This window comes from Streptomyces sp. NPDC101191 (assembly GCF_044767915.1).
GTDB lineage: Bacteria > Actinomycetota > Actinomycetes > Streptomycetales > Streptomycetaceae > Streptomyces.
Map to the genome: position 1 here is coordinate 393,509 of NZ_JBIWOU010000003.1, position 24,663 is coordinate 418,171.

Annotated in this window: 20 protein-coding genes; 9 read left to right on the forward strand and 11 right to left on the reverse strand. The window is 73.2% G+C overall.

Annotated features, from left to right (window positions below):
* Positions 1 to 81: 81 nt before the first annotated feature.
* The 3 genes from ACIRQF_RS14990 to pdhA (ACIRQF_RS15000) are packed head-to-tail and all read right to left on the reverse strand — an operon-like array spanning position 82 to position 3,675.
* Positions 82 to 1,485: a dihydrolipoamide acetyltransferase family protein gene (locus ACIRQF_RS14990; RefSeq protein ID WP_389750763.1), complete on the reverse strand. Its 1,404-nt coding sequence runs from the start codon at positions 1,483 to 1,485 to the stop codon at positions 82 to 84.
* Positions 1,486 to 1,516: 31 nt separating this feature from the next.
* Positions 1,517 to 2,497, reverse strand: a complete 981-nt coding sequence (locus ACIRQF_RS14995; protein ID WP_382477270.1) for an alpha-ketoacid dehydrogenase subunit beta — start codon at positions 2,495 to 2,497, stop codon at positions 1,517 to 1,519.
* Positions 2,498 to 2,499: 2 nt separating this feature from the next.
* Positions 2,500 to 3,675: a pyruvate dehydrogenase (acetyl-transferring) E1 component subunit alpha gene (gene pdhA, locus ACIRQF_RS15000; RefSeq protein WP_376627183.1), complete on the reverse strand. Its 1,176-nt coding sequence runs from the start codon at positions 3,673 to 3,675 to the stop codon at positions 2,500 to 2,502.
* Between the two features lie 343 nt (positions 3,676 to 4,018).
* On the opposite strand from pdhA (ACIRQF_RS15000), the gene ACIRQF_RS15005 reads away from it, so the two are divergent.
* The 3 genes from ACIRQF_RS15005 (at position 4,019) to ACIRQF_RS15015 (ending at position 6,353) form a co-directional block, all read left to right on the forward strand.
* A complete protein-coding gene (locus ACIRQF_RS15005) occupies positions 4,019 to 4,678 on the forward strand; it encodes a response regulator (protein WP_404092355.1) in 660 nt (219 codons plus the stop codon).
* A 133-nt stretch (positions 4,679 to 4,811) separates the two neighbouring features.
* Positions 4,812 to 5,288 carry a pyridoxamine 5'-phosphate oxidase family protein gene (locus ACIRQF_RS15010; protein WP_404092357.1) on the forward strand — a complete coding sequence of 159 codons (477 nt, stop codon included), beginning with the start codon at positions 4,812 to 4,814 and terminating at the stop codon, positions 5,286 to 5,288.
* A 15-nt stretch (positions 5,289 to 5,303) separates the two neighbouring features.
* Positions 5,304 to 6,353 (forward strand): phosphotransferase, encoded by a 1,050-nt coding sequence (locus ACIRQF_RS15015; protein ID WP_376627189.1) that lies wholly within the window; start codon positions 5,304 to 5,306, stop codon positions 6,351 to 6,353.
* Between the two features lie 7 nt (positions 6,354 to 6,360).
* Here the strand turns inward: ACIRQF_RS15015 and ACIRQF_RS15020 are convergent, their stop codons facing one another.
* Positions 6,361 to 8,046 carry a protein kinase gene (locus ACIRQF_RS15020; RefSeq protein ID WP_404092361.1) on the reverse strand — a complete coding sequence of 562 codons (1,686 nt, stop codon included), beginning with the start codon at positions 8,044 to 8,046 and terminating at the stop codon, positions 6,361 to 6,363.
* A gap of 277 nt (positions 8,047 to 8,323) precedes the next feature.
* On the opposite strand from ACIRQF_RS15020, the gene ACIRQF_RS15025 reads away from it, so the two are divergent.
* From ACIRQF_RS15025 to ACIRQF_RS15050, 6 genes are all read left to right on the forward strand, one after another.
* Complete coding sequence (locus ACIRQF_RS15025) at positions 8,324 to 9,973, forward strand: protein kinase domain-containing protein (RefSeq protein ID WP_376627193.1); 1,650 nt, start codon at positions 8,324 to 8,326, stop codon at positions 9,971 to 9,973.
* 178 nt (positions 9,974 to 10,151) lie between these two features.
* Positions 10,152 to 10,874, forward strand: a complete 723-nt coding sequence (locus ACIRQF_RS15030; RefSeq protein ID WP_404092363.1) for a hypothetical protein — start codon at positions 10,152 to 10,154, stop codon at positions 10,872 to 10,874.
* A gap of 96 nt (positions 10,875 to 10,970) precedes the next feature.
* On the forward strand, positions 10,971 to 11,618 hold the full coding sequence (locus ACIRQF_RS15035) for a PadR family transcriptional regulator (RefSeq protein WP_404092366.1): 648 nt from the start codon (positions 10,971 to 10,973) through the stop codon (positions 11,616 to 11,618).
* Positions 11,619 to 11,943: 325 nt separating this feature from the next.
* Positions 11,944 to 12,681: an ABC transporter ATP-binding protein gene (locus ACIRQF_RS15040; RefSeq protein ID WP_376627199.1), complete on the forward strand. Its 738-nt coding sequence runs from the start codon at positions 11,944 to 11,946 to the stop codon at positions 12,679 to 12,681.
* Complete coding sequence (locus ACIRQF_RS15045; RefSeq protein WP_404092368.1) at positions 12,678 to 15,545, forward strand: FtsX-like permease family protein; 2,868 nt, start codon at positions 12,678 to 12,680, stop codon at positions 15,543 to 15,545. The genes ACIRQF_RS15040 and ACIRQF_RS15045 overlap by 4 nt, the downstream gene beginning before the upstream one ends.
* 107 nt (positions 15,546 to 15,652) lie before the next feature.
* The gene (locus ACIRQF_RS15050; protein WP_376627203.1) at positions 15,653 to 16,204 is read left to right on the forward strand and encodes a bacterial proteasome activator family protein; all 552 of its coding nucleotides are present in this window, start codon (positions 15,653 to 15,655) and stop codon (positions 16,202 to 16,204) included.
* 187 nt (positions 16,205 to 16,391) lie between these two features.
* Here the strand turns inward: ACIRQF_RS15050 and ACIRQF_RS15055 are convergent, their stop codons facing one another.
* The 7 genes from ACIRQF_RS15055 to pdhA (ACIRQF_RS15085) all read right to left on the reverse strand — a co-directional run bounded on the left by ACIRQF_RS15055 (position 16,392) and on the right by pdhA (ACIRQF_RS15085) (position 24,632).
* Positions 16,392 to 17,378 (reverse strand): NAD(P)H-quinone oxidoreductase, encoded by a 987-nt coding sequence (locus ACIRQF_RS15055; RefSeq protein ID WP_404092371.1) that lies wholly within the window; start codon positions 17,376 to 17,378, stop codon positions 16,392 to 16,394.
* Positions 17,379 to 17,435: 57 nt separating this feature from the next.
* Complete coding sequence (locus tag ACIRQF_RS15060; RefSeq protein ID WP_389750764.1) at positions 17,436 to 18,494, reverse strand: potassium channel family protein; 1,059 nt, start codon at positions 18,492 to 18,494, stop codon at positions 17,436 to 17,438.
* Positions 18,495 to 18,514: 20 nt separating this feature from the next.
* The gene (locus ACIRQF_RS15065; RefSeq protein ID WP_404092373.1) at positions 18,515 to 19,876 is read right to left on the reverse strand and encodes a molybdopterin molybdotransferase MoeA; all 1,362 of its coding nucleotides are present in this window, start codon (positions 19,874 to 19,876) and stop codon (positions 18,515 to 18,517) included.
* On the reverse strand, positions 19,873 to 20,877 hold the full coding sequence (locus ACIRQF_RS15070; protein WP_404092376.1) for a DUF6457 domain-containing protein: 1,005 nt from the start codon (positions 20,875 to 20,877) through the stop codon (positions 19,873 to 19,875). The genes ACIRQF_RS15065 and ACIRQF_RS15070 overlap by 4 nt, the downstream gene beginning before the upstream one ends.
* A gap of 211 nt (positions 20,878 to 21,088) precedes the next feature.
* Positions 21,089 to 22,441 carry a dihydrolipoamide acetyltransferase family protein gene (locus ACIRQF_RS15075; RefSeq protein WP_404092378.1) on the reverse strand — a complete coding sequence of 451 codons (1,353 nt, stop codon included), beginning with the start codon at positions 22,439 to 22,441 and terminating at the stop codon, positions 21,089 to 21,091.
* The gene (locus ACIRQF_RS15080; RefSeq protein WP_376627213.1) at positions 22,441 to 23,472 is read right to left on the reverse strand and encodes an alpha-ketoacid dehydrogenase subunit beta; all 1,032 of its coding nucleotides are present in this window, start codon (positions 23,470 to 23,472) and stop codon (positions 22,441 to 22,443) included. The genes ACIRQF_RS15075 and ACIRQF_RS15080 overlap by 1 nt, the downstream gene beginning before the upstream one ends.
* Complete coding sequence (pdhA, locus tag ACIRQF_RS15085; protein ID WP_376627215.1) at positions 23,469 to 24,632, reverse strand: pyruvate dehydrogenase (acetyl-transferring) E1 component subunit alpha; 1,164 nt, start codon at positions 24,630 to 24,632, stop codon at positions 23,469 to 23,471. The genes ACIRQF_RS15080 and pdhA (ACIRQF_RS15085) overlap by 4 nt, the downstream gene beginning before the upstream one ends.
* Positions 24,633 to 24,663 lie beyond the last annotated feature (31 nt).

The window sequence follows — 24,663 nt, forward strand, 5'->3', positions numbered from 1 at the left end:
ACCTGACGTCGCACACGAAACGCCCGGCCGGGACATGCCGTCCCGACCGGGCGTTTCACGTGAAACAACGCATCCGGGCCGTCAGGCCCAGGTGATGAGCCGCTTCGGCTCCTCCAGGATCGCGGCCACGTCGGCCAGGAACTTGGAGCCGAGCTCCCCGTCGACCAGGCGGTGGTCGAAGGAGAGGGCCAGGGTGGTGACCTGGCGCGGCTTCACCTTGCCCTTGTGTACCCACGGCTGGAGCTTGATCGCGCCGACCGCGAGGATCGCGGACTCGCCCGGGTTGAGGATCGGCGTGCCCGTGTCGACGCCGAAGACGCCGACGTTGGTGATGGTGAAGGTGCCGCCCTGCATCGCCGCCGGGGTGGTCTTGCCCTCGCGGGCGGTGGCGACCAGCTCGCTCAGGGACCGCGACAGCTCCGGCAGGGTCTGCGCGTGCGCGTCCTTGATGTTCGGCACGATCAGACCGCGCGGGGTGGCCGCGGCGATGCCCAGGTTCACGTAGTGCTTGAGCACGATCTCCTGTGCGGCCTCGTCCCAGGACGCGTTGATGTCCGGGTTGCGCTTGGCCGCGACCAGGACCGCCTTGGCGATGAGCAGCAGCGGGTTGACCCGCAGGCCGGCCATGTCCTTGTCGGACTTGAGTTCCTCGACCAGCTTCATCGTGCGCGTGATGTCGAAGGTGATGAACTCGGTGACGTGCGGCGCGGTGAAGGCCGAGCCGACCATCGCCGCCGCCGTGGCCTTCCGTACGCCCTTGATGGGGATACGGGTCTCCCGGGCGTCCGAGGAGACGGCGGGTGCCTGCGCCGGCACGGCCGCCGCGACCGGAGCCGGGGCTTCGGCGACCGGGACCGACTCCACGACCGGGGCCGCGACCGGGGCGGCCGCGCGGTGCACGTCGTCGCGGGTGATGACGCCGTCCGGACCGGTCGGGGTGACCGTCGCCAGGTCGACGCCGAGGTCCTTGGCCAGCTTGCGCACCGGCGGCTTGGCCAGCGGGCGGCCGGCCACGGGACCGCGGCCGTTCAGCTGCTCGGGGACCACCGGGGCGGGCGCGGCGGGCGCGGCGACCTGGGCCGGCTCGGCCGCCGACGCCTTGCGGGCACGCCGCTTGGTCGAGCTGGCGGAGACGCCATAGCCGACGAGGACCGGCTGACGGCCCTCCGGCTCGGCCTCGGTGACCGGCTCGGCGACCGGGGCGGCGACGGGCTCCGGGGCCTCGACGGCGGCCGGGGCCTCCGGGGCCGCGGGAGCGGCTCCGCCGCCCACGTTCACCGAGATGATGACCTGGCCGACGTCGACCGTGGTGCCCTCGGGGAAGAGCAGCTCGTGGACCGTGCCGTCGAACGGGATCGGCAGCTCCACGGCCGCCTTCGCCGTCTCCACCTCGCACACGACCTGCCCGTCGGTGACGGTGTCACCGGGCTGGACGTACCACTTGAGGATCTCGGCCTCGGTCAGGCCCTCGCCCACGTCGGGCATCTTGAATTCGCGGATCGTCACGGTGCTCTCCTCAGTACGCCAGCGAGCGGTCGACGGCGTCGAGCACGCGGTCCAGACCCGGCAGGTACTCCTCCTCCAGGCGCGCCGGCGGGTACGGCGCGTGGTAGCCGCCGACCCGCAGGACGGGGGCCTCCAGGTGGTAGAAGCAGCGCTCGGTGATGCGGGCGGCGATCTCCGCGCCGGAGCCGAAGAACACCGGGGCCTCGTGCACCACGACCAGGCGGCGGGTCTTCTCGACCGAGGCCTGGACGGTGTCGAAGTCGAGCGGGGAGATCGAGCGCAGGTCCACGACCTCGATCGACTTGCCCTCCTCGGCGGCGGCCGTGGCCACCTCCAGGCAGGTCTTCACCATCGGTCCGTAGGCGACGAGGGTGAGGTCCGTGCCCTCCCGGGCGACCCGGGCCTTGTGCAGCTCGCCCGGGATGGCCTCGGTGTCGACCTCGCCCTTGTCCCAGTAACGGCGCTTGGGCTCGAAGAAGATGACCGGGTCGTCGCTCTGGATCGCCTGCTGGAGCATCCAGTACGCGTCGGAGGGGTTCGCCGGGGTGACGACCTTGAGACCGGCGACGTGCGCGAAGAGCGACTCGGGGGACTCGGAGTGGTGCTCGACGGCGCCGATGCCGCCGCCGTACGGGATGCGGATGACGATCGGCATCTTCACCGTGCCGAGTGAACGGGCCCGCATCTTCGCCAGCTGGGAGACGATCTGGTCGTACGCCGGGAAGACGAAGCCGTCGAACTGGATCTCCACGACCGGACGGTAGCCGCGCAGCGCGAGGCCGATCGCCGTGCCGACGATGCCGGACTCGGCGAGCGGGGTGTCGATGACGCGGTCCTCGCCGAAGTCCTTCTGCAGGCCGTCGGTGATCCGGAAGACACCGCCGAGCTTGCCGACGTCCAGACCCATGACGAGGACCTTGGGGTCGGTCTCCAGGGCCTTGCGCAGCGACTCGTTGAGCGCCTTCGCGAGGGGAAGCTTCTGAACAGCCATGGTTACTCGGCCTCTCCGCCCTCGAAGGACGCCTGGTAGGCGGCGAACTGCGCGCGCTCCTCGTCGACGAGCGCGTGCCCGTCCGCGTACACGTTGTCGAACATCGCCATGTGCTCCGGAACGGGCATGGCGCGGACGACCTCGCGGACGTGCTTGCCGAGGGCCTCGCTCTCCGTCTCCAGCTCCTCGAAGAAGGACGCGTCGGCGTGGCCCTCGCGCTCCATGTACGCCTTGAGGCGCAGGATCGGGTCCTTGGCCTCCCACTCCTCGCGCTCGGCGTCGCGGCGGTAGCGGGTCGGGTCGTCGGAGGTGGTGTGGGCGGCCATGCGGTAGGTGTACGCCTCGATGAGCGTCGGGCCCTCGCCGCGGCGGGCGCGCTCGAGCGCCGAGCGGGTCACGGCCAGGCAGGCGAGGACGTCGTTCCCGTCGACGCGGACGCCGGGGAAGCCGAAGCCGCGGGCGCGCTGGTAGAGCGGGACGCGGGTCTGCTTCTCGATGGGCTCGGAGATGGCCCACTGGTTGTTCTGGCAGAAGAACACGACCGGGGCGTTGTAGACCGCGGAGAAGACGAACGACTCGTTGACGTCACCCTGGCTGGAGGCGCCGTCGCCGAAGTACGCGATCACTGCGGAGTCCGCGCCGTCCTTGGCGATGCCCATGGCGTAGCCGGTGGCGTGCAGGGTCTGCGAGCCGAGGACGATCGTGTACAGGTGGAAGTTGTTGCTGCTGGGGTCCCAGCCACCGTTGTTCACACCGCGGAACATGCCGAGGAGGTTGGTGGGGTCGACCCCGCGGCACCAGGCGACGGCGTGCTCGCGGTAGGTGGGGAAGACGTAGTCGTCGTCCCGCAGCGCGCGGCCGGAGCCGATCTGGGCGGCCTCCTGGCCCAGCAGCGAGGCCCACAGGCCCAGCTCGCCCTGGCGCTGCAGGGCGGTGGCCTCGGCGTCGAAGCGGCGGCTGAGGACCATGTCGCGGTAGAGACCGCGCAGCTCCTCGGCGCTCAGGTCGATGTCGTACTCGGGGTGCTGGACGCGCTCCCCTTCGGGCGTCAGCAGCTGTACGAGCTCGGGCTCGGCGCTCTCCGCCGCCGGCGCCTTCTTGGCGCTGGCGCTGGTGGTGCGCTTGGTGCCGCTGCTGCGTCGCGTCGTCTTGCGCGCGGCAGTGCTCTCCACGGTCACGTGCGTGCTCCTCCGTCGGTCCGGCCCCCGGGTTCGCCGGGCAAGGCCAGTGCGGCTCTCCGCCTTATCCGTACCCTTCGCACGGGGTGGGTGCGACGCGGCCGGGGTCGGGCGTGACAGGTGCCCCGGCGAACGCCGTCATAGGCACGTTACCCACAGCGCAACATTTCTGCGAAACCCCATTTGACCTGCGATTTTGCTTGGATTTCCAAGTAAATCGAGAAATGGGGGACTCAGCCCTGGTCAGCGCGATGACAACGGGCCCGACGCCGTCGTCGGAACACCCGGCACGTTATCCCGGGCACCCCGGGCGCGGGAAGAGCCAATATGTGAGACTGACCGCGTGCGCGAAGAAGGAAAAATCCGGGTATTTCTGCTGGACGACCACGAAGTCGTGCGGCGCGGCGTCCACGAGCTGCTCTCCGTGGAGGACGACATCGAGGTGGTCGGCGAGGCCGGTACCGCCGCGGACGCCCTGGTCAGGATCCCTGCGACGCGCCCCGACGTGGCCGTGCTCGACGTCCGTCTCCCGGACGGCAGCGGCGTCGAGGTCTGCCGCGAGGTCCGCTCGCAGGACGATGCGGTCAAGTGCCTGATGCTCACCTCCTACGCGGACGACGAAGCCCTCTTCGACGCGATCATGGCCGGCGCCTCGGGCTACGTCCTGAAGGCCATCCGGGGCAGCGAGCTCCTCAACGCCGTCCGGGACGTCGCCGCGGGGAAGTCGCTGCTCGACCCTGTGGCCACCGCGCGGGTCCTGGAAAGGCTGCGGGACGGCAACAGCCCGAAAGGCGACGACCGGCTCGCCCATCTCACCGAGCAGGAGCGCAAGATCCTCGATCTGATCGGCGAGGGCCTGACCAACCGGGCCATCGGCGAGCGGCTCCACCTCGCCGAGAAGACCATCAAGAACTACGTCTCCAGCCTGCTGTCGAAGCTGGGCATGGAGCGGCGTTCCCAGGCCGCCGCGTACGTGGCGAGGATGCAGGCCGAGCGGCACTGAGCCCGCCCCGCCGGGCCGGTTCACCCGAAAGGATGTGGCCGGGCCGGACGGCCCGCATGAGGGACCTACGTCCCCGCGAGACGGGGCGGGGGCCCCTTTCCCGGCACGGTGCCGGTGGCGGAGAGTGGAAGGCATGTCCACCGAGGAGATCCGCGCCGTCGAGCTGCTGAACCGCGTGTCGTACGGACGCGTGGCCACGAGCATGCGGGCGATGCCGTTCGTCGCCCCGGCCCGCCACATCGTGACCGCCGACGGCGTCCTGATCCGCCTCCACCGGGGTCTCGGCTACCACCGCGCCTGCGCCGGGAGCGTCGTCGCGTACGGCGCGGACAACCTCACCTCCGGCGCCGAGCAGCTGTGGTCCGTGCAGTTCACCGGCACCGCGGAGATCGTCGAACCCACCGCGGAGCAGCTGGCGGCCTTCGGACCGGCCCCCCGCTCGGTGGACGGCGAGCCCTTCGACCCGGTCTACATGCGCATCGAGCCCCAGTTCGTCACCGTGCACACCCTCGACCACACCCCCGAACGGACGACGGCACCCGCCGCTCCGGCGGGGGGTGCCGCCGCCTCCGCTCCCTCGTTCGAGCGACATCTCCACCACGTAGCGTGATCTAACATCTGGGGAGTGCCGCGCTCATCTGCACCCCCGGCGTCCTCGGGCGCCTGCTCCTCCGCCCCCCTCGCCCCGCCCGTCGGCGCCCTGCTGCGCCGCTACACGGACGCCGGCGAGCCGCTGTCCTGCCAGCCCGTCGCGCAGGGGCTGCTCAACCGCGGCTACCGGCTCGCGACCACCCGCGGCTCCTACTTCCTCAAGCAGCACCTGGACGCGCGCACGGCCGACCGGGACACGATCGTGCGGCAGCACCGGGCCACCCAGCGGCTGCACGCGCTCGGCGTGCCCGTGGCCCCGCCACTCCCCGACTCCGCCGGGCGCACCGTCGCCGTCATCGGGGGCCACTGCTACGCACTGCACCCCTGGATCGACGGGCGGCACCGGGACGGCGCCCAGCTCTCCGCCGCCGGGTCCCGGCGGCTCGGCACCCTGCTCGGGCAGGTGCACACCGGCCTGGAGCGGGTGATGGAGCCCCCGGCGCCGGACTCCGGACACGAGAGCGCCCGTCCCGAGGACACCTTCCGGCTCATCGACGAGCTGCTGCGCCTGGTCCGCGCCCGCCGTCCCCGGGACGGCTTCGACGAGCTGGCCGAGCACCGGCTGCGGGAACGCCGGGTGCTGCTCGCCGCCCATGCCCACCGCCGGCCGCCGGCCGCCGCCGCGACCGGCTGGGTGCACGGCGACTTCCACCCCTTCAACCTGCTCTACCGGGGCGCCGTACCGGCCGCGATCGTCGACTGGGACCGCCTGGACGTCCGCCCGCGCGCCGAGGAGGCGGTCCGGGCCGCCGCGATCTTCTTCGTACGGCCGGGGGGCGAGCTGGCCCTGGACAAGGTGCGGGCGTACGCGCGGGCGTACCGGCGCGCGGCGGGCGTGGACCGCGCCGAGCTGGCGGCCGCGGTGGACCGGGTGTGGTGGGAGCGGCTGAACGACTTCTGGACGCTGCGCTGGCGCTACCAGCGGCACGACCGCAGGGCCGACCCGCAGTTTCCCGCGGTGTCGGCCCTGGCGGTGTGGTGGACCCGTGAGTACGAGGCGGTGCGCGACGCGTTCACGAGCTGAAACCGGGTCAGGGGGTGGTGCCGGTCCCCGTGCCCGTCGTGGTGCCGGTGGAGGTGCCCGTGGACGTACCGGTCGAGGTGCCCGTGGACGTACCCGTCGAGGTGCCCGTGGACGTACCGCTCGAGGTGCCGGTGGACGTGCCCGTCGACGTGCCGGTCGAGGAGCCCTCGGTGGTCCCCTCCGTGCCCGAGCCCTCCGTGGAGCCCTCACTCGACCCCGTGCTGCCGCCGTCGGTGCTGTCCGTCGGATCCGTCGAGGGCTCGCCCGTCGGGGTCTGCTCGGTCGACGGGCGGATCGTCGGCGGGTTGGTGGGCGCCCAGGTCTGCTGGTTGCCACCCGAGGAGGAGTCGGGGCTCTCGGTCTCCTCGGACGGCTCCTCGGACGGGGTGGGCGACTCCTCCTGCGTGGAGGGCGAGTTGCTGACCGCCGGCGGCTTCGTGCCGCCGCCGTCGTTCTTGTCGCCCGCCTTGTCGATCGCGTACGCGACACCGGCGATGATCGCGACCAGGGCGAGCGCGACGAACAGCAGCATCTTGCCGCGGCCGTCCCTGCGCTTGCCGCCCTGCGCGCCGTAGCCGCCGTCCGGACCGTAGCCGCCGGCGGTCCCGTCGTAGCCGCCGTCGTCGGGGTTCATCGGCGGGAGGATCGTGCCCTGCGCGGTGTCGTAGTGCGGGGCGTGGCCGGGGTGGCCGCCCATCACCGCGGTCGCGGCGACACCGGCGCCCGGGGTGTGCGGGCCGTCGTACATCTCGACCGGGCCGGTGTTCCACGCGCCGGTGTGGCCGCCCTGCTCCTGGAGCATCGCCAGCCCGTACTGGATCAGGCCGCGCATCTCCTCGGCGCTCTGGAACCGGTCGTCCGGGTCCTTCGCGAGGGAGCGCATGACCAGGCCGTCGAGCTCCGGGGGCGCCGCCTGGGCGACCTCGGACGGCGGGACCGGGGTGTCCTGCACGTGCTGGTAGACCACCGACAACGGTGTCTCGCCGGTGAAGGGGGGGCGCAGCGCGAGCAGTTCGTAGAGGAGGCAGCCCGTCGCGTACAGGTCGGAGCGGTGGTCGACGGCCTTGCCGAGCGCCTGTTCGGGGGAGAGGTACTGCGGAGTGCCCATGACCATGCCGGTCTGGGTCATCGTCGACTGCGCTCCGTGCAGGGCGCGCGCGATGCCGAAGTCCATGACCTTGACGGCGCCGGTGTGGGTGATGATGACGTTCGCCGGCTTGATGTCCCGGTGCACGATGCCGTGCTGGTGGGAGTAGGCGAGCGCCTCCAGGACGCCGGAGACGATGATCAGGGCCTGCTCGGGCCCGGGCGCCTCGGCGCTGATCAGCAGGTCGCGGATGGTGCGGCCCTCGACCAGCTCCATGACGATGTACGGCACGGACTGGTTGCCGACGACGTCCTCGCCGGAGTCGTAGACGGCCACGATGGCGTGGTGGTTGAGGCCGGCGACCGACTGCGCCTCACGTGTGAAGCGGGCCTTGGACACCGGGTCCTCGGCCAGGTCGGGGCGCAGCAGCTTCACGGCGACGGTGCGCCCGAGGCGCACGTCCTCGGCCGCGAACACCTCGGCCATGCCGCCGCGTCCGAGACGGTGGGTCAGCCGGTAACGCCCGTCACCGACGACGCCTCCGAGACCCCATGACTCGGCGGAAGGGTCCGGCACACCGCCACCTGCTCCGGATTCGGGTGCCATCAGTCCTCGCCGTCGTCTCTCGTGCCGTGTCCAGTCGTCACGCTACAGGCTCCGTACGACATCACGGTCCGCGATGGACGGGCCATCCCACTCCCTGCACGTACACCTGTGCAAATTCCATGGCGTTCCTGTCACAGCCGCGGGACGTTTTCCGTGCGGAGGGTCACGGAACGGGCACCGAACGGGTGCGCCGCTTGACGTGTCACTGCCCTGGGGCAGACTTGGCCGGGAATATTCGGGATCAGCGCCGCCACGCGCGCGTAGGGGGAAGCACGAGATGAGCCAGGACGGCGCACAGGGCCGCTATGCGGGCGGTTCGGTCGCGGGCGGCCGGTACCAGCTGCGCGACCTGCTCGGCGAGGGCGGCATGGCGTCGGTGTACCTGGCGTACGACAGCGCGCTCGACCGCCAGGTCGCCATCAAGACGCTGCACACGGAGCTGGGCCGCGAACAGTCGTTCCGCGAACGCTTCCGCCGTGAGGCGCAGGCTGTTGCGAAGTTGTCGCACACGAACATCGTCTCGGTCTTCGACACCGGCGAGGACACCCTCGACGGCGCCGTCATGCCGTACATCGTCATGGAGTACGTGGAGGGCCAGCCGCTCGGCTCGGTGCTCGGCGCGGACATCCAGCAGTACGGCGCGATGCCGGCGGACAAGGCGCTGAAGGTCACGGCCGACGTGCTCGCCGCCCTGGAGACCAGCCACGAAATGGGCCTGGTCCACCGGGACATCAAGCCCGGCAACGTCATGATGACCAAGCGCGGCGTGGTCAAGGTCATGGACTTCGGCATCGCCCGCGCCATGCAGTCCGGCGTCACGTCGATGACGCAGACCGGCATGGTCGTCGGCACCCCGCAGTACCTGTCCCCCGAGCAGGCCCTGGGCCGCGCGGTCGACGCCCGCTCCGACCTGTACTCGGTCGGCATCATGCTCTTCCAGCTCCTGACGGGCCGGCTGCCCTTCGACGCGGACTCGCCGCTCGCGATCGCCTACGCGCACGTCCAGGAGGAGCCGGTCGCGCCGTCCTCGGTGAACCGCTCGGTGACCCCCGCGATGGACGCCCTGGTGGCCCGCGCGCTGAAGAAGAACCCCAACGAGCGTTTCCCCAGCGCCGCCGTGATGCGCGACGAGTGCCTGCGGGTGCTGTCCGCCGGCCAGACCGGCGCACCGGTGATCGTCGCGGGCGGCCCGGTCCAGAGCGGCTCGGGCGTCGGCTCGGCGGTCTTCCCGCCGGTCGGCCAGACCCCGCCGCCGGCCACGCACGGCGTCCAGACGCCGTACCAGCCGCACCCCACCGGGTACCCGACCCCGCATCCGACCGCGCAGCCCGGCCCGTACGGCCCGCCGACCCCGGCCCCCTCGTACGGCTATCCGCAGGCCCCGACCCCGGCCCCGGTGCCCGCCTACCAGACCCCGGCACCGGCGCCTTCCCACGCGTCGCCGTACACCGTGCAGCAGAGCGCCCCGGTCGGCGGCGGCGGCGCGCAGAACCGCACGAACAAGATCCTCATCGGCGCGATCGGCCTCCTGGCCGTCATCGGTGTGATCGTGGGCGTCTCGCTCATGGACAAGGACCCGGACGACAAGGCGGACGGCAACGACCCGAGCCAGACCACGAGCAGCGCTCCCGGTCACAAGGGTCCGGACTACTCGAAGACCATCGAGACGAAGAAGTGCCTGGAGCCGACCGAGTCGAGCAGCGACCCGGACAAGTTCGAGGTCCCCGACTTCACGTACAAGAACATCCAGTCCGTGAAGGCGTGCATCCAGGCGGCCGGCTGGAAGGTCAAGGCCGAGTCGTCGGTCGACGAGGCCACGTACGGCCAGGGCACGGTCATCACCCAGTACCCGCGCCAGGGCACGGACATCAGCAAGGAGGACGCCGAGTTCACGCTCGAGGTGTCCACCGGCAACCCGGCGCAGTAGGCCCCGCCGCCGCGCCGGGTGCGGTGCGGCGGCGCCCGCCGCCACCGCGGAAACCCAGGTCATCGGCACCGTCCCGGACGGCCGCCCCCGGGCGGACCTGCCCGGGATGCCGTGTTTCTCCCGACATGTGACGCTGAGTTGAACAACTCGGCTGCTCGGTACGGGAGGGGGTCACCCGGTGACTCCAGGACAAGGCCCTCGTGCGCGGGCGGTCGCGCCCGTCCTCGCCTGCTGGCTCGTGGCAGGCGCCGCCTGCACCGTCGCCTCCGTCGCCCACGGGGCCGTCGCGTACGCCGCCGAGGCCACACCCGGCAGTCGGAACTCCTCCCCGACGGCGCCGCCCCCGTCGGCCACGCCGCGGCCCCCGGTGTCCGCGACCGCCTTCCCGCGCCCGTCTGCGACTCCCGGCCGGACACCCCCTTCCTCGACCGTCTCCCCCGCCCCCGCGCCGAGCGGCTCCTCCGCCACCGGCGACTCCCCGGACGCCTCCGAGGCGACCGACCCGGACGAGCCGCCGGAGCCGTCGGAGCCTCCCCGGCCCAGCGTGTCCGCCTCCCTCGCGGGCCGCCCGGCAGGGGAGGGCAGGGCCCGCCCCGGGCGGCCCGCCGCCGCCCCCTCGGCCCGTGCCCCGCAGAGTCCGGCAGCACCCGCTCGTACCAAAACGGCAACAGAGGACGAGACCTCGGCGGAGTCCGACGAGGACACCGGAGCGGTACCCGAGACGGACGCGACGGCAACGGAGGACGCGGACGCCGAAGCGCCGGCGGCCGCGCAGCGGATCGGCGCCGAGGGCCCGACCACCCTCTCCGACCGGCGGATTCCCGTGCTGACCCTGGGGGTCGGGCTGGCCCTGATGGGACTCGGCATCGGCTTCCTCGGGGTCCGGATGCGGCGGCGCTGAGCGCCTCCCGGCGGCCCGGGTCCTCCTTGAGTCGGACCTCCCGGGTCCGACTCAGGACGCTTGTCGGTCTCGACTTACTCGGTATACATACTCGGTATGTCGATCCGCCACGGGCTTCTCGCCCTCCTCGAACACGGCCCGCGCTACGGCTCTCAGCTCCGCACGGAGTTCGAGTCCCGCACCGGTTCCACCTGGCCGCTGAACGTGGGCCAGGTCTACACGACCCTCAGCCGTCTCGAACGGGACGGGATGATCGTGCAGGACGGCGAGGACGGTGCCGGCCACGCGCTCTACGCGATCACCGACTCCGGTCGCGCCGAGCTGCGCAGCTGGTTCGAGAACCCCGTCGACCGCACCAGCCCGGCCCGGGACGAGCTGGCCATCAAGCTCGCGATGGCCGTCGGGGCGCCCGGGGTCGACATCCGCGACGTCATCCAGTCCCAGCGCCGGCACACCGTGAAGGCCATGCAGGACTACACCCGGCTCAAGGCGCAGGCGATCACCGCCGTCGAGAAGAACGGGGCCCGGGAGCGCGACGACGTCGCCTGGCTGCTCGTCCTGGAGCAGCTGATCTTCCAGACGGAGGCGGAGGCGCGGTGGCTCGACCACTGCGAGGCCCGGCTGATCCGCCTCTCGGCGGCGGCCGCGGCCGCGGCCCCGGATGCCACCCCGTCACCGCCCGTGCCCACCGCAGCGCACGGCACCACCGCGGCGCGGACCGCGTCGAAGGCACGGGGGCGCTGAGGGCACGGGGGCGCTGAGACCGGGAAGCGCTGAGGACCGGGGCGCTCGACGCCCCGCGTCACCACCGCTGCCCCGCTCGCGGCACGCCCGACCACCGCTCCTCCTGCTCCACCGCAGTCCCACGGCCGCTCTCACCGCTCCACCGCAGCCCTACGGCCGCTCTCTACCGCTCCACCGCAGTCCCACGGCCGCTCTCTACCGCTCCACCGCAGTCCCTACGGCTCCACCGCCGTTCCACCACCCGACCAGACCCAGACCGTACGCACGGCGCCGTCAACGACCGCTCCGCACCACACCGTTCGCCGGCGTACCCCGAGGGGGATTCATGTCCACACAGCAGCAGCCCGTGCTGCGTCTGCAGAACCTGACCCGCGTCCACGGCGCGGGCGCCACCGAGGTGCACGCCCTGCGCGGCATCGACCTCGACGTCTACCCCGGTGAACTCGTCGCCGTCATGGGCCCGTCCGGCTCCGGCAAGTCGACGCTGCTCACCATCGCCGGCGGCCTCGACACCCCCACCTCCGGCCAGGTGATCGTCGAGGACACCGACATCACCAGCGCGGGCCCCAAGGAACTGGCCGCCCTGCGCCGTCGCAGCATCGGCTACGTCTTCCAGGACTACAACCTCATCCCGGCACTCACCGCCGCCGAGAACGTGGCCCTGCCCCGCGAGCTGGACGGCGTCTCCGCCCGGAAGGCCCGCACCGAGGCCCTCGCCGCGCTCGCCGAGATGGACCTCGGGCATCTCGCCGAGCGCTTCCCCGACGAGATGTCCGGCGGCCAGCAGCAGCGCGTGGCCATCGCCCGCGCCCTGGTCGGCGAACGCCGCCTCGTCCTCGCCGACGAGCCCACCGGCGCCCTCGACTCCGAGACCGGCGAGTCCGTGCTCGCCCTGCTGCGCTCCCGCTGCGACGCCGGCGCCGCCGGCATCCTGGTCACCCACGAGCCGCGGTTCGCCGCCTGGGCCGACCGCGTCGTCTTCCTGCGGGACGGCGCCGTCGTCGACCAGACCGTACGCAGCGAGGCCGACTCGCTCCTGACCGGCCGGGCGGCGCAGCAGTGACGACCTGGTTCCACTCCTGGCGGGCCGCGGTCCGCATCGCCCGCCGTGACGCCTGGCGCTCCAAGGGACGCAGCTTCCTGGTCCTGGCCATGATCGCCCTGCCGATCCTCGGTGTGAGCGCCTTCGACCTGACGATCCGCAGCTCGGAACTCTCCACCGAGCAGCAGTTGGAGCGTTCCATAGGCGCGGCCGACGCCTTGTTCACGGACGGCCACGTCGACGGGGTGCCGCTCCTGCAGGACCCCAAGGGCGAGCAGAGCACTCCGGCCGAGGACTACGACAGCGCGAACAAGCCCTGGCCCAGCGGCTCCACGGACGTCGGGAAGGCCATTCCGGCCGGCTCTACGGTCCTCACCGACAGCTCCGGCAGCGCCAAGCTGACCACCACCCACGGGCTGCTCCACACCCAGGTCCGCGAGCTGAAGGCCGCCGACCCGGTCGCCCGGGGCATCATGCGGCTCCGCGAGGGCCGCTTCCCGGAGAAGACCGACGAGATCGCCGCGACCACGGGCTTCCTGAAGAGCAGCGGACTCACGGTCGGTTCCACCCTGACCGCCCGCGGCTTCGACCGGACGTACACGATCACCGGCGCGTACGAGCTGCCCAGCGACCTCAAGGCCGAGCAGGTCAACGCCCTGCCCGGCGCCTTCCTCGCCGTCTACGGCCAGGCCGTGGAGAAGGCCGGCATCCCGAAGCCCGACGTCTCCACCACCTACCTGGTGAAGAAGTCCGGTGGTTTCACGTGGAACACGGTCCAGGAGATCAACAAGAAGGGCGTCGTGGTCACCTCCCGGGCCGTGGTCCTGGACCCGCCCGCCGACTCCGAGGTCCCGCTGTACCAGAAGGACGGCTGGGGCACCTACCAGGAGAGCGCGGCCGCCCGCGCCGCCGCCCTCGCCGCGGTCGGTACCGTCGTCGGCCTGGCGATGCTGGAGATCTGCCTGCTCGCCGGTCCCGCCTTCGCCGTCGGCGCCCGCCGCTCCCGCCGCCAGCTCGGTCTGGTCGGCGCAAACGGCGGTGCCCGCAGCCACATCCGGGCCATCGTGCTGAGCGGCGGCCTCGTCATCGGCGTCGCCTCGGCGGTGGTCGGCACGGTCCTCGCCCTGATCCTCACCTTCACCCTCCGCCCCTACCTGGAGGAGTACATGGGGCAGCGGTTCGGCGGCTTCACCGTCAAACCGCTGGAGATCCTGGCCATCGCCGGGCTCGCCGTCCTCACCGGCCTGCTCGCCGCGATCGTCCCCGCCATCACCGCCTCCCGGCAGACCGTCCTCGCCTCCCTCACGGGCCGGCGCGGCGTCCGCCGCAGCAGCCGGGTGCTGCCGCTGGTCGGCCTCGCCGCCATCCTGCTCGGCGGTGTGATCGCCCTGTACGGCTCGGTCGTCACCGACCAGCTGTTCATCGTCGCGGGCGGCTCCGCGATCGCCGAACTGGGCGTGGTGGCCATGACGCCCGCCCTGGTCGGCCTCTTCGGACGCACCGGACGCTGGCTGCCGCTCTCGCCGCGCCTCGCCCTCCGCGACGCCGTGCGAAACCGGGGCCGTACGGCTCCCGCCGTCGCCGCCGTCCTGGCCGCCGTCGCGGGAACCGTCGCCGTCTCCACCTATGCCGCGAGCCGCGACGCCCAGGACCTGGCCGGGTACCACCCGAGCCTGCCGTACGGCGCGGTCTCCGTGCTCGTCACGCAAGAGGGCGGCCGCGACGCCGCGACGGCCCGGGACGCCGTACAGCGCACCCTGCCCGTGGACGTCCGCGCCGACGTCTTCCGCATCTCCGTCGGCAAGCCCGGCTGCCCGCCCTGGGGCGGCAGCCCCGGCTGCGGCCGCTACGAGGTGGTCCTCCCGCCCGCCAACGAGTGCCCGCTGTGGATGTCCACACCTGACGGCACCGACCCCTCGGAGAAGTTCACCAAGGAGCAGCGGCGTGCCCTGGCGAAGGACTGGCGCTGCAAGAGCGACCCCAACAGTGGATCCATCTCCGTCGAGAGCGGGCTCCTGATCGCCGACGGCCGGCTCCTCACCGTCCTCGGCATCGACGACCCCGGCGCCGCGCGGGCCCTCGCCGACGGCCGGTTCGTGAGCTTCTCCCGCGCCCAGGTCGACAAGTCCGGCAAGGTCGGCGTCAAGCTGATCACCGACACCGAGGCCGCCGACCGGGCCGCCGAGCAGCGCAAGCCGATACCCGGCGAGATCAAGTCCTTCACCGCCTACCAGGTGCCCGGCTCCCCGGCCACCTACGGCGTCGCGGGCCTGATCAGCCCCGACGCGGCCAAGGCCGCCGGCCTGAGCACGGTCCCGCTCGGCTCCTTCTTCACCACCGACCACCTGCCGAACACCGAGCAGCGGCAGAAGCTCGACGCCGAACTGGCCAAGATCGGCGGCGACGTCGACCTGGTCGTGGAGGAGGGCTTCGTCAGCAAGAACAGCATCGTGCTGCTGGCGCTGACCGTCTTCGCCGGTCTCGTCACCATCGGTGCCGCCGGCATCGCCACCGGTCTCGCCCAGGCCGACGCGGAGGCCGACCTGAAGACGCTCGCCGCGGTCGGCGCCCCGCCCCGGGTACGCCGTACGCTCAGCGGCTTCCAGTGCGGTGTGGTCGCCGCGATGGGCGTGATCCTGGGCTCCGCCGCCGGTGTGCTGCCGGCGGTCGGCCTGCGGCTCACCGAGGAGCGGCAGGAGCTGCACTTCTACCAGGAGGCACTCGACAACGGCTGGGGCATCTCGGACACCCCGCCGTACGTGCCGGTCGTCGTCCCCTGGGAGACGCTCGCCGCGCTCCTCGTGGCCGTTCCGCTCGGCGCCGCCCTGCTCGCCGCCCTGGTGACCCGCTCCCGCGGGGCGCTGGCCCGCCGCGCCGCGCACTGACGAGGACCGCGAGGTCCGTTGCCGGGCTGTGCCCCTGGAAGAGGGTGGATCACCCTCTTCCAGGGGCACACCGTGTGATGAGGCGTGCGTGCGAGAGAATGGACGGCATGGAGATGCCGAGGAATGACAGGTCGCAGGAGAGCCCCCAGGTCCTCATCGTGGGCCAGGACGGGATGGCGCTCGGCGGCACTCAGGGTGACGACGAATCCCGCGAGGTCCCGGTGACGGAAATGGTCGAGCAGCCTGCGAAGGTCATGCGGATCGGCAGCATGATCAAGCAGCTTCTGGAGGAAGTCAGGGCGGCACCTCTCGACGAGGCGAGCCGCGTACGGCTGAAGGAGATCCACGCCAGCTCGGTGAAGGAGCTGGAGGACGGGCTCGCCCCCGAGCTGGTGGAGGAACTGGAGCGGCTCTCCCTGCCGTTCACCGACGAGGCCATCCCCTCCGAGTCGGAACTGCGGATCGCTCAGGCCCAGTTGGTGGGCTGGCTGGAAGGCCTCTTCCACGGCATCCAGACCGCGCTGTTCGCCCAGCAGATGGCGGCCCGGGCCCAGTTGGAGCAGATGCGCCGGGCCCTGCCGCCCGGCACCGGGCACGACGAGGACGACGAACCCGGACCCGGCCGGGGCCGCGCGGTCGGCTCGGGACCGTATCTGTAGGCCCCCTGACATGTCGATGGGCCCGGTCCGCACGGCGTACAGCGTGCGGACCGGGCCCTCTTCCGTGCTCGGCGTACGCCGTTCGAACCGGGCCCTCTTCCGTGCTCGGCGTACGCCGTTCGAACCGGGCCCTCTTCCGTGCTCGGCGTACGCCGTGCGGACCGGGCCCCCTTCCCGGCTCTGGGCGCTACGTCCCCGGCGCGAGCAGCAGCACCTTGCCCACGTGGCTGCTCGCCTCGACGGCCCGGTGTGCCTCGGCAGCGTCGGTCATCGCCACGGTCCGGTCCACGACCGGGGTCACCGTGCCCGCCGCGATCAACGGCCACACGTGCTCACGCACCGCGGCGACCACCGCCGTCTTCTCACCGAGCGGCCGGGACCGCAGGGTCGTCGCCAGGACCGCGGCGCGCTTGGCCATCAGGGCGGCCAGGTTCAACTCGCCCTTGACGCCGCCCTGGAGACCGATGACGACCAGACGCCCGTTCACGGCGAGCGCCTTGATGTTCCGGTCCAGGTACTTGGCGCCGACGATGTCGAGGATGACGTCCGCACCGGCCCCGTCCGTCGCCTTGTGGAGCTCCTCGACGAAGTCCTGCTCGCGGTAGTCGATGAGGATGTCCGCGCCCAACTCCGCGCAACGGGCCAGCTTCTCGGGCCCGCCCGCGGTGACCGCCACCCGCGCGCCGACCGCCTTGGCCAGCTGGATCGCCATGGTGCCGATGCCGCTCGCCCCGCCGTGCACTAGGAGCGTCTCGCCGGGCCGCAGGTGCGCGAGCATGAAGACGTTCGACCAGACGGTGCAGGACACCTCGGGCAGCGCCGCGGCCGTCACCAGGTCCACGCCGTCCGGCCTGGGCAGCAACTGCCCTGCCGGGACGGCGACCTTCGTCGCGTAGCCTCCGCCGACGAGCAGCGCGCACACCTCGTCCCCGACGGACCAGCCCGAGGCCCCGGGGCCGAGCGCGACGATCCGGCCCGAACACTCGAGACCGGGGTACGGGGAGCTGCCCGGCGGCGGATCGTAGAAGCCCTGCCGCTGGAGCAGATCGGCACGGTTGACGGCGCTCGCCACCACCTCGACGAGAACCTCGCCCTCGGCGGGAACGGGGTCGGGCACCTCGGCCCAGACCAGTGCCTCGGGCCCGCCGGGTTCCGGAATCGTGATCGCATGCATGTCGGCGAGGCTACTCCGGGCGCCGGGGACCGGGACGCGGACGGGGCGGAGAGGGGCTCAGTCGTCGGACGGGGTGGTGAGCGGGGTGACGGGCGTGGCGCGCACGATGGTGATCACGCGGTCGGTCAGCTGGAGCGGACTGGCGGCAGGATCGTCGTAACCGAGCAGCCGGTGCCCGCGCAGCACGCTCACCACCAGGTCCTGCGTCTCGCGCACGTTCTTGCCCGCCTCGGCCTTGGTCACCGGGCGTTCGACCAGGTCGAGGCCGGAGCCCTGCTGGATCAGGTCCTCCATCACGGTGCCCGCGCTGGGGCTGAGCACGGAGAGGCCGAGCAGTCGGCCGGCGGCGCTGGCGCTGGTGATCACGGCGTCGGCGCCGGACTGACGCAACAGCGGCGCGTTCTCCTCCTCGCGGACCGCAGCGACGATCTTCGCGCCCCGGTTGAGCTGGCGGGCCGTCAGGGTGACCAGGACGGCCGTGTCGTCGCGCTGGGTGGCGATGACGATCTGACGGGCCTTCTGCACCTCGGCCCGCAGCAGCACGTCGCTGCGGGTGGCGTCGCCGATGACACCGACGAAGCCGTCGGCGTTGGCCGCCTCGATGACCTTGCCGGACGGGTCGACGATGACGATCTGGTCCTTGCGCAGGCCGGTCGCGCACAGCGTCTGGATCGCCGACCGCCCCTTGGTGCCGAAGCCGACGATGACGGTGTGGTCGCGCAAGGTGGACCTCCAGCGGTTCAGCCGGAACTCCTCCCGGGTCCGCTCCGTGAGGACCTCGAGGGTGGTACCGACCAGGATGATCAGGAACAGCACGCGCAGGGGCGTGACGAGCAGGATGTTCGCGAGCCGGGCGGAGTCGCTGTAGGGGACGATGTCGCCGTAGCCCGTGGTGGAGAGGGTGACGGTCGCGTAGTAGACGCTGTCGAGGAAGTCGAGCGTCTCGTTGGCGTTGTCGTGGTAACCGTCCCGGTCGACGTAGACGATGAGGACGGTCACCAGCAGTACGCCGAAGGCCATCAGGAGACGCTTGGCGACCTGCCGCAGCGGCTTCTCGACCACCCGGCGCGGCAGCTTGATCCGCGAGCTCGCCTTTTCGTCGGCCTGGCGGGCCATCGCGTCGCGGCTGGGCAGTTTCACGTGAAACACACTCCTTGGGCCTCCCCGTGGGCGGGGAGGCCCGTCCAGGGCAGGTCGAGGACGTCCAGCGCCTCCCCGGGGCGCGCGCCGCCGGGCGGCACCACGGCCATGCCGTCGGCGGCGGCGATGCCCCGGAGCATCGCGGGGCCGTTGTAGTGCAGCGGCGCGGCCTCGTCGCCGCGCAGCACGACGGGCACGAGGCGGGTGTCGTACGGGTGCCCCTGGATCTCCTCGCGCACGGGGACGCGGTACGGCTCCGGGGCCGGGCGGCCGGCGAGGGTGCGCAGCAGCGGCTCGGCGAGCGTGAGCAGCCCGGAGACGGCGGCGAGGGGGTTGCCGGGCAGGCCGACGAGGTGGGCAGGGCCCACGCCGAGCTCGGCCAGGAGCATGGGGTGGCCGGGACGGACCTTCACCCCGTCGACGAGCAGGGTGGCGCCCGCCCTGGCCAGCACCGGGTGCACGTGGTCCACCGGACCGGCCGCGGTGCCTCCGGTGGTGACGACCACGTCGGCGGTGGAGCGGGTGACCGCCGCGTACAGCGCCTCGGCGTCGTCGCCGACCCGCCGGGTGCCGAGCACCTCGGCGCCGAGCGCCCGCAGCCAGGGGGCGAGCATCGGGCCGAGGGCGTCGCGGATCAGGCCCTCGTGGGGGAGGCCGGAAGCCAGCAGTTCGTCGCCGAGGACGAGGACCTCCACCCGCGGGCACGGGTGCAGGGTCAGCTCGTCGTAGCCGGCCGCGGCCGCGAGACCCAGGACGGCGGGCGTCACGGTGCTTCCGGCGGGCAGCAGCCGGTCGCCCGATCGGCATTCCTGGCCGCGGGGCCGGATGTCCTGGCCGGGGACGACCTCGCGCCGCGCGTGCAGCTGCCCGGCGGCGTCGGTGCGGGCGTGCTCGCTGCGGATGACGGCGGTGGCCCCCGGAGGGACCCGGGCGCCGGTCGCGATCCGTACCGCGTGACCGTCGTCGAGGACGGTGGCGGGCGCGTGCCCGGCGAGGACGGCGCCCTCGGGGTCGACGCGCCAGGGGCCCGGGCCAGCGACGGCCCACCCGTCCATGGCAGAGGTGTCGAAGGACGGCAGGTCGGTCAGCGCGTGCAGCGGCTCGGCCAGGACCCGGCCGAGCGCCTGCCCGAGCGGAACCGGTTCCGGTGCCCGTCCCGCGGCCGCCTTCGCCCCGGCCCGTGCGGCCACGGCCCGGGCCTCGTGCCAGGGGATGGCGCGATGACGCTCGGCACCGGGCGCCGGGGCGGACCCGGGCGCGGAGCCGGCCGGGGGGCCGGGAGCGTCCCTGCGGGAGCGCCCCACGAGGGCGAGGACGTCGTCCACCCCGTCGTCGGGCACGCTCTCCTTCATGGTCATCCGGCCCCGTCCTGCTCGGCGGCCCAGCGCTGCGCGAGCGCCGCGGCCTTCTGCACGGCTTCCTTGACGGCCTCGGGACCGCCCTCGCCGCCGGCGGCCCGTGCCGCCGCGTATCCGACCAGGAACGTGGTCAGCGGCGCGGCGGGCCGTGCGACCCCGTGCGCGGCGTCACGAGCCAGGTCGAGCAGCAGGCCCGTGTCGACGTCCAGGTCGATGCCCAGTTCGTCCTTGACTGCGGTGATCCATTCATCCAGCACGTTCCCATGCTCCCTGATCCGCGCGCGGGCGGCGGCAATGTCCTCCCAGGTGTCGCAGTCGAAGGAGGCCGAGGCCTCGGCGGGAATCCGTACGAGGCGCAGTCCGGCGGTGATCCGCCGCAGCGGCAGCCCGTCGAGCCGGCCCCGCTCGGCGGCCGCGCCCGCCAACTCGCGCCGCAGGGCCGCGGCGCGATAGGCGGCGACCAGGGGCTGCTCCCGGCCCTCGGCGTCGACTCCCACCACGGCCTCGGCCCCGGGCGCGGCGGCCAGGGCGTCCACCAGCCGCCGGGCGGTCCCGGCGTCGAAGAACGGGAGGTCGGCGGAGAGGACGAGAACGAGGTCGGCGGAGATGCCGGAGCCGCCCGGCCGGGCCGGGCCCGCGTCGGGACGGCCGGGCACGGCCTCCTCGGACGAGGAGTCGGCGGAGGAGCTGTCGGCACGAGCGGGCGCGGAGGGTTCGGCCGGGGCGGCCCCGGCGGGGGAGGCGTCCTCGGCGAGACGGCGCAGGCCCGCCGCGAGGGCGGCGACCGGGCCGCCGCCGGGCGGCTCCTCCCGGGCCCACTCGACGGGGCGGGCGGTGGCACGGGGTTCGGCGACGACGACGGTGCGTCCGGCATCGCGGCAGCCGGCCAGCACCCGGTCGAGCAGCGGGCGCCCGCCCACCCGTACGCCGGGCTTGTCGGCCCCGCCGAGGCGCCGGGCGGCGCCGCCGGCGAGCACGATGGCGTCGTACGCGGTCGTCATCCCAGCAGTATGGTCCGCGCCCGGCGGGGACCGCCCGGCGCCCACCCGTTCGTCTCACAGAGGAAGACGCCCCGGCCCGGATCGGACCGGGGCGTCATGAGGAAACGCGTCCGGGACCCGGCGTGGGGTTGGGTCCCGGACCAGGCCGCCGGGAACCGGCGGGGCCCCGTGCCCCGGTCGGCGTCCGTCCCGGCGGAGTTCCGTCGTCCCGTCAGAGCGTGCGCAGCAGCACCGCCGGGTTCTCGACGCAGTCCGCGACGTAGCGCAGGAAGCCGCCGGCCGTCCCGCCGTCGCAGACCCGGTGGTCGAAGGTGAACGAGAGCTGCACCACCTGACGCACCGCCAGCTCGCCCTGGTGCACCCACGGCTTGGGCACGATCCGGCCCACGCCGAGCATGGCCGCCTCGGGGTGGTTGATGATCGGCGTGGAGCCGTCGACCCCGAACACGCCGTAGTTGTTCAGCGTGAACGTGCCGCCGGTGAGGTCCGCCGGGGTGAGCGTGCCCTGCCGCGCGGCCTCCGCGAGACGGGCGAACTCGGCGGTGAGCGACTCGGCCGTACGGCCGCCCGCGTCCCGGACCACGGGGACGACCAGACCGCGGTCGGTCTGGGCGGCGAACCCGAGGTGCACGGAGGGCAGGCGGACGATCTCCCGCGCGGCCGTGTCCACCGTCGAGTTGAGCTCCGGGAAGCGGGCCAGGGCATGGGTGCAGATCCGGGCGAGCAGCGCCAGGACGGAGATCTTCGGCCCGCCCGCCGCGTTCATCGCCGCCCGCGCGGCCATGAGCTCGGTCGCGTCGGCGTCGACCCAGCAGGTCGCGTCCGGGATCTCGGTACGGCTGCGCGACAGTTTGTCGGCGACGGCACCGCGCACCCCGCGCAGGGGGACGCGCTCACCGGCGACGGAGGCACCCGTGGAGACGGGGGCCGGCGCGGGCGCCGCCGCGCCGGCGTACGCGGCCGTGGACCGGTCCCGTACGGCGAGCGCGGTCTCGACGTCCGCCCGCAGGATCAGGCCCTCGGGTCCCGAGCCGCGGACCTGCCGCAGGTCGAGCCCCTGGTCGCGGGCGATCTTGCGCACCAGCGGCGAGATGACGGGCACGGGCCCCGTGGGGGCCTCGGGCTCCACGAGCGCGACCGGCGCGGCCGGGGCGGCGGCCGGGCTCTCGCGCCGCACGCGGCGGCGCCGGGCGGCGGGCCCGGCGGTGCCGTAGCCGACGAGCACGTTGCCCGAGTACTCCGACGACTCGGCGGACTCGGCCGCCGTCGCGGCGGCGGCCTGCGCGGCGGGGGCGGCGGGGCCGTCCCCTCCGGGGGCGCCGCCGACCGCGACGGTCAGCAGCGGCGCGCCGACCGGCAGCTCGGTCCCCTCGTCACCGAAGCGGGCGGTGACGACGCCGCCGTACGGGCAGGGCACCTCCACCATCGCCTTGGCCGTCTCGACCTCGACGACCGGCTGGTCGATGGCGACGACGTCGCCCACGTTGACCAGCCAGCGCACGATCTCGGCCTCGGTGAGACCCTCACCGAGGTCCGGCAGCTTGAATTCGAGCACCTGGGCCATCAGCTGCCCGCCTCCCACTGGAGCCGCGCGACCGCGTCGAGGACCCGGTCCACGCCCGGCAGGTGGTGGCGCTCCAGCATCGGCGGCGGGTACGGGATGTCGAAGCCCGCGACCCGCAGCACCGGCGCCTCCAGGTGGTGGAAGCAGCGCTCGCCGACCCGGGCGGCGATCTCTCCGCCGGGGCCGCCGAAGCCGGTCGACTCGTGCACCACGACGGCCCGGCCGGTCCGCCGCACGGAGGCGCACACGGTCTCGTCGTCGAAGGGCACCAGGGAGCGCAGGTCGACGACCTCCAGGTCCCAGCCCTCGGCCTGGGCGGCCTCGGCGGCCTCCATGCAGACCGGCAGGGAGGGGCCGTAGGTGATCAGGGTGGCGCTGGTGCCGCGGCGGCGCACGACCGCCTTGCCGATGGGCTCGACGGCCGTCGGCGCCTCGGGCGACCAGTCGCCCTTCGACCAGTAGAGCCGCTTGGGCTCCAGGAACACCACGGGGTCGTCGGAGGCGATGGCCGCCCGCAGCAGCCCGTAGGCGTCCTCGACGGTCGCCGGCGTGACGACGTGCAGGCCGGGCGTCGCCATGTAGTACGCCTCGGAGGAGTCGCTGTGGTGCTCGACGCCGCCGATCCCGCCGCCGTACGGCACGCGGACCACGATCGGCATCGGCATCGTGCCCCGGGTGCGGTTGCGCATCCGGGAGACATGGCTGATGAGCTGCTCGAACGCCGGGTAGGCGAAGGCGTCGAACTGCATCTCGACGACCGGTCGCAGCCCGTACATCGCCATGCCGACGGCCGTGCCGAGGATGCCCGCCTCGGCCAGCGGCGTGTCGGTGCAGCGGTCCTCGCCGAACTCCTTCGCCAGCCCGTCGGTGACCCGGAAGACACCGCCGAGGGTGCCCACGTCCTCGCCCATCACGTGGACGGTGGGGTCCTCGGCCATGGCGTCCCGCATGGCCCGCTGGAGCGCCTGGGCCATGGTGGCGGGCTTGGCCGCCTTCTTCGCGGCCGGCCGCGCAGTCGCGTGGGTGGTCATCCCGCCTCACTCTCGGCGTCGAGCTCCGCCCGCAGCTGCTCCGCCTGCTCGCGCAGCTGCGCGGTCTTCTCGGCGTACACGTGGGCGAACAGGTCCATCGGGTCGAGCACGGGGTCGGCGTTCATGCGCTCGCGCAGCCGCGCCGCCATCGTCTCGGCGTCCTCGGCCGCCGCGCGGCGGGCCTCCTCGTCGAGGAGTCCGCGCTCGGTCAGCTCCCGCTCCAGGATCAGGATCGGGTCGTGCGCCCGCCAGGTCTCGACCTCGCTGTCACCGCGGTAGCGGGTGGCGTCGTCGGCGTTGGTGTGGGCGTCGATCCGGTACGTGATCGCCTCGACGAGCGTCGGCCCGCCGCCGCGCCGGGCGCGGGCGACGGCCTCGGTCAGGACCTGGTGCACGGCGACCGCGTCGTTGCCGTCGACGAGCCGGCCGGGCATCCCGTATCCGACGCCCTTGTGGGCCAGCGACGGGGCCGCGGTCTGCTTGGCGAGCGGCACGGAGATCGCGAAGCCGTTGTTCTGCACGAAGAAGACGACGGGGGCCTGCCACACGGCGGCGAAGTTCAGCGCCTCGTGGAAGTCGCCCTCGCTGGTGCCGCCGTCGCCGACCATGGCCAGGGCGACCACGTCGTCGCCCTTGAGGCGGGCGGCGTGGGCGAGCCCCACGGCGTGCGGGAGCTGCGTGGCGAGCGGAGTGCTCAGCGGGGCTATGCGGTGCTCGTGCGGGTCGTAGCCGGTGTGCCAGTCGCCGCGCAGCAGGGTGAGGGCCTGGACGGGGTCGAGCCCGCGGGCGACGGCGGCCAGGGTGTCCCGGTACGAGGGGAAGAGCCAGTCCCGCTCCTCCAGGGCCAGCGCCGCGGCGACCTCGCAGGCCTCCTGGCCGGTCGTGGAGGGGTAGACGGCGAGCCGGCCCTGCTTGGTGAGGGCGGTCGCCTGCGCGTTGTACCGACGGCCGCGGACGAGCTCCCGGTAGAGGCGGCGGAGCAGCTCGGGGTCGGCGTCGGCCACGGCGTCCGTGCCGAGCACGCGCAGCGGCTCGGCGTCCGGCAGCAGCGGAGTCGGGTCGATGCGGGGCTGCCAGGCCGGCGGCGGCGTGGGCCGGTACGCACGGGCGGCACCGGGGGGCTCTTGGACTGTCGAACTGCGCTGTTGCAACGAGTCCACCTCCTCGTGGGAGCGGGCATAAGACCCGAAG

Bases quoted from the DNA above. Each gene is read 5' to 3' on its own strand.
- ACIRQF_RS14990 (WP_389750763.1), bottom strand. From the start codon at position 1,485: ATGCCCGACGTGGGCGAGGGCCTGACCGAGGCCGAGATCCTCAAGTGG.
- ACIRQF_RS14995 (WP_382477270.1), bottom strand. From the start codon at position 2,497: ATGGCTGTTCAGAAGCTTCCCCTCGCGAAGGCGCTCAACGAGTCGCTG.
- ACIRQF_RS15010 (WP_404092357.1), top strand. From the start codon at position 4,812: ATGTCCACCGAGGAGATCCGCGCCGTCGAGCTGCTGAACCGCGTGTCG.
- ACIRQF_RS15020 (WP_404092361.1), bottom strand. From the start codon at position 8,046: ATGGCACCCGAATCCGGAGCAGGTGGCGGTGTGCCGGACCCTTCCGCC.
- ACIRQF_RS15025 (WP_376627193.1), top strand. From the start codon at position 8,324: ATGAGCCAGGACGGCGCACAGGGCCGCTATGCGGGCGGTTCGGTCGCG.
- ACIRQF_RS15035 (WP_404092366.1), top strand. From the start codon at position 10,971: ATGTCGATCCGCCACGGGCTTCTCGCCCTCCTCGAACACGGCCCGCGC.
- ACIRQF_RS15040 (WP_376627199.1), top strand. From the start codon at position 11,944: ATGTCCACACAGCAGCAGCCCGTGCTGCGTCTGCAGAACCTGACCCGC.
- ACIRQF_RS15050 (WP_376627203.1), top strand. From the start codon at position 15,653: ATGGAGATGCCGAGGAATGACAGGTCGCAGGAGAGCCCCCAGGTCCTC.
- ACIRQF_RS15055 (WP_404092371.1), bottom strand. From the start codon at position 17,378: ATGCATGCGATCACGATTCCGGAACCCGGCGGGCCCGAGGCACTGGTC.
- ACIRQF_RS15060 (WP_389750764.1), bottom strand. From the start codon at position 18,494: ATGGCCCGCCAGGCCGACGAAAAGGCGAGCTCGCGGATCAAGCTGCCG.
- ACIRQF_RS15065 (WP_404092373.1), bottom strand. From the start codon at position 19,876: ATGACCATGAAGGAGAGCGTGCCCGACGACGGGGTGGACGACGTCCTC.
- ACIRQF_RS15070 (WP_404092376.1), bottom strand. From the start codon at position 20,877: ATGACGACCGCGTACGACGCCATCGTGCTCGCCGGCGGCGCCGCCCGG.
- ACIRQF_RS15075 (WP_404092378.1), bottom strand. From the start codon at position 22,441: ATGGCCCAGGTGCTCGAATTCAAGCTGCCGGACCTCGGTGAGGGTCTC.
- ACIRQF_RS15080 (WP_376627213.1), bottom strand. From the start codon at position 23,472: ATGACCACCCACGCGACTGCGCGGCCGGCCGCGAAGAAGGCGGCCAAG.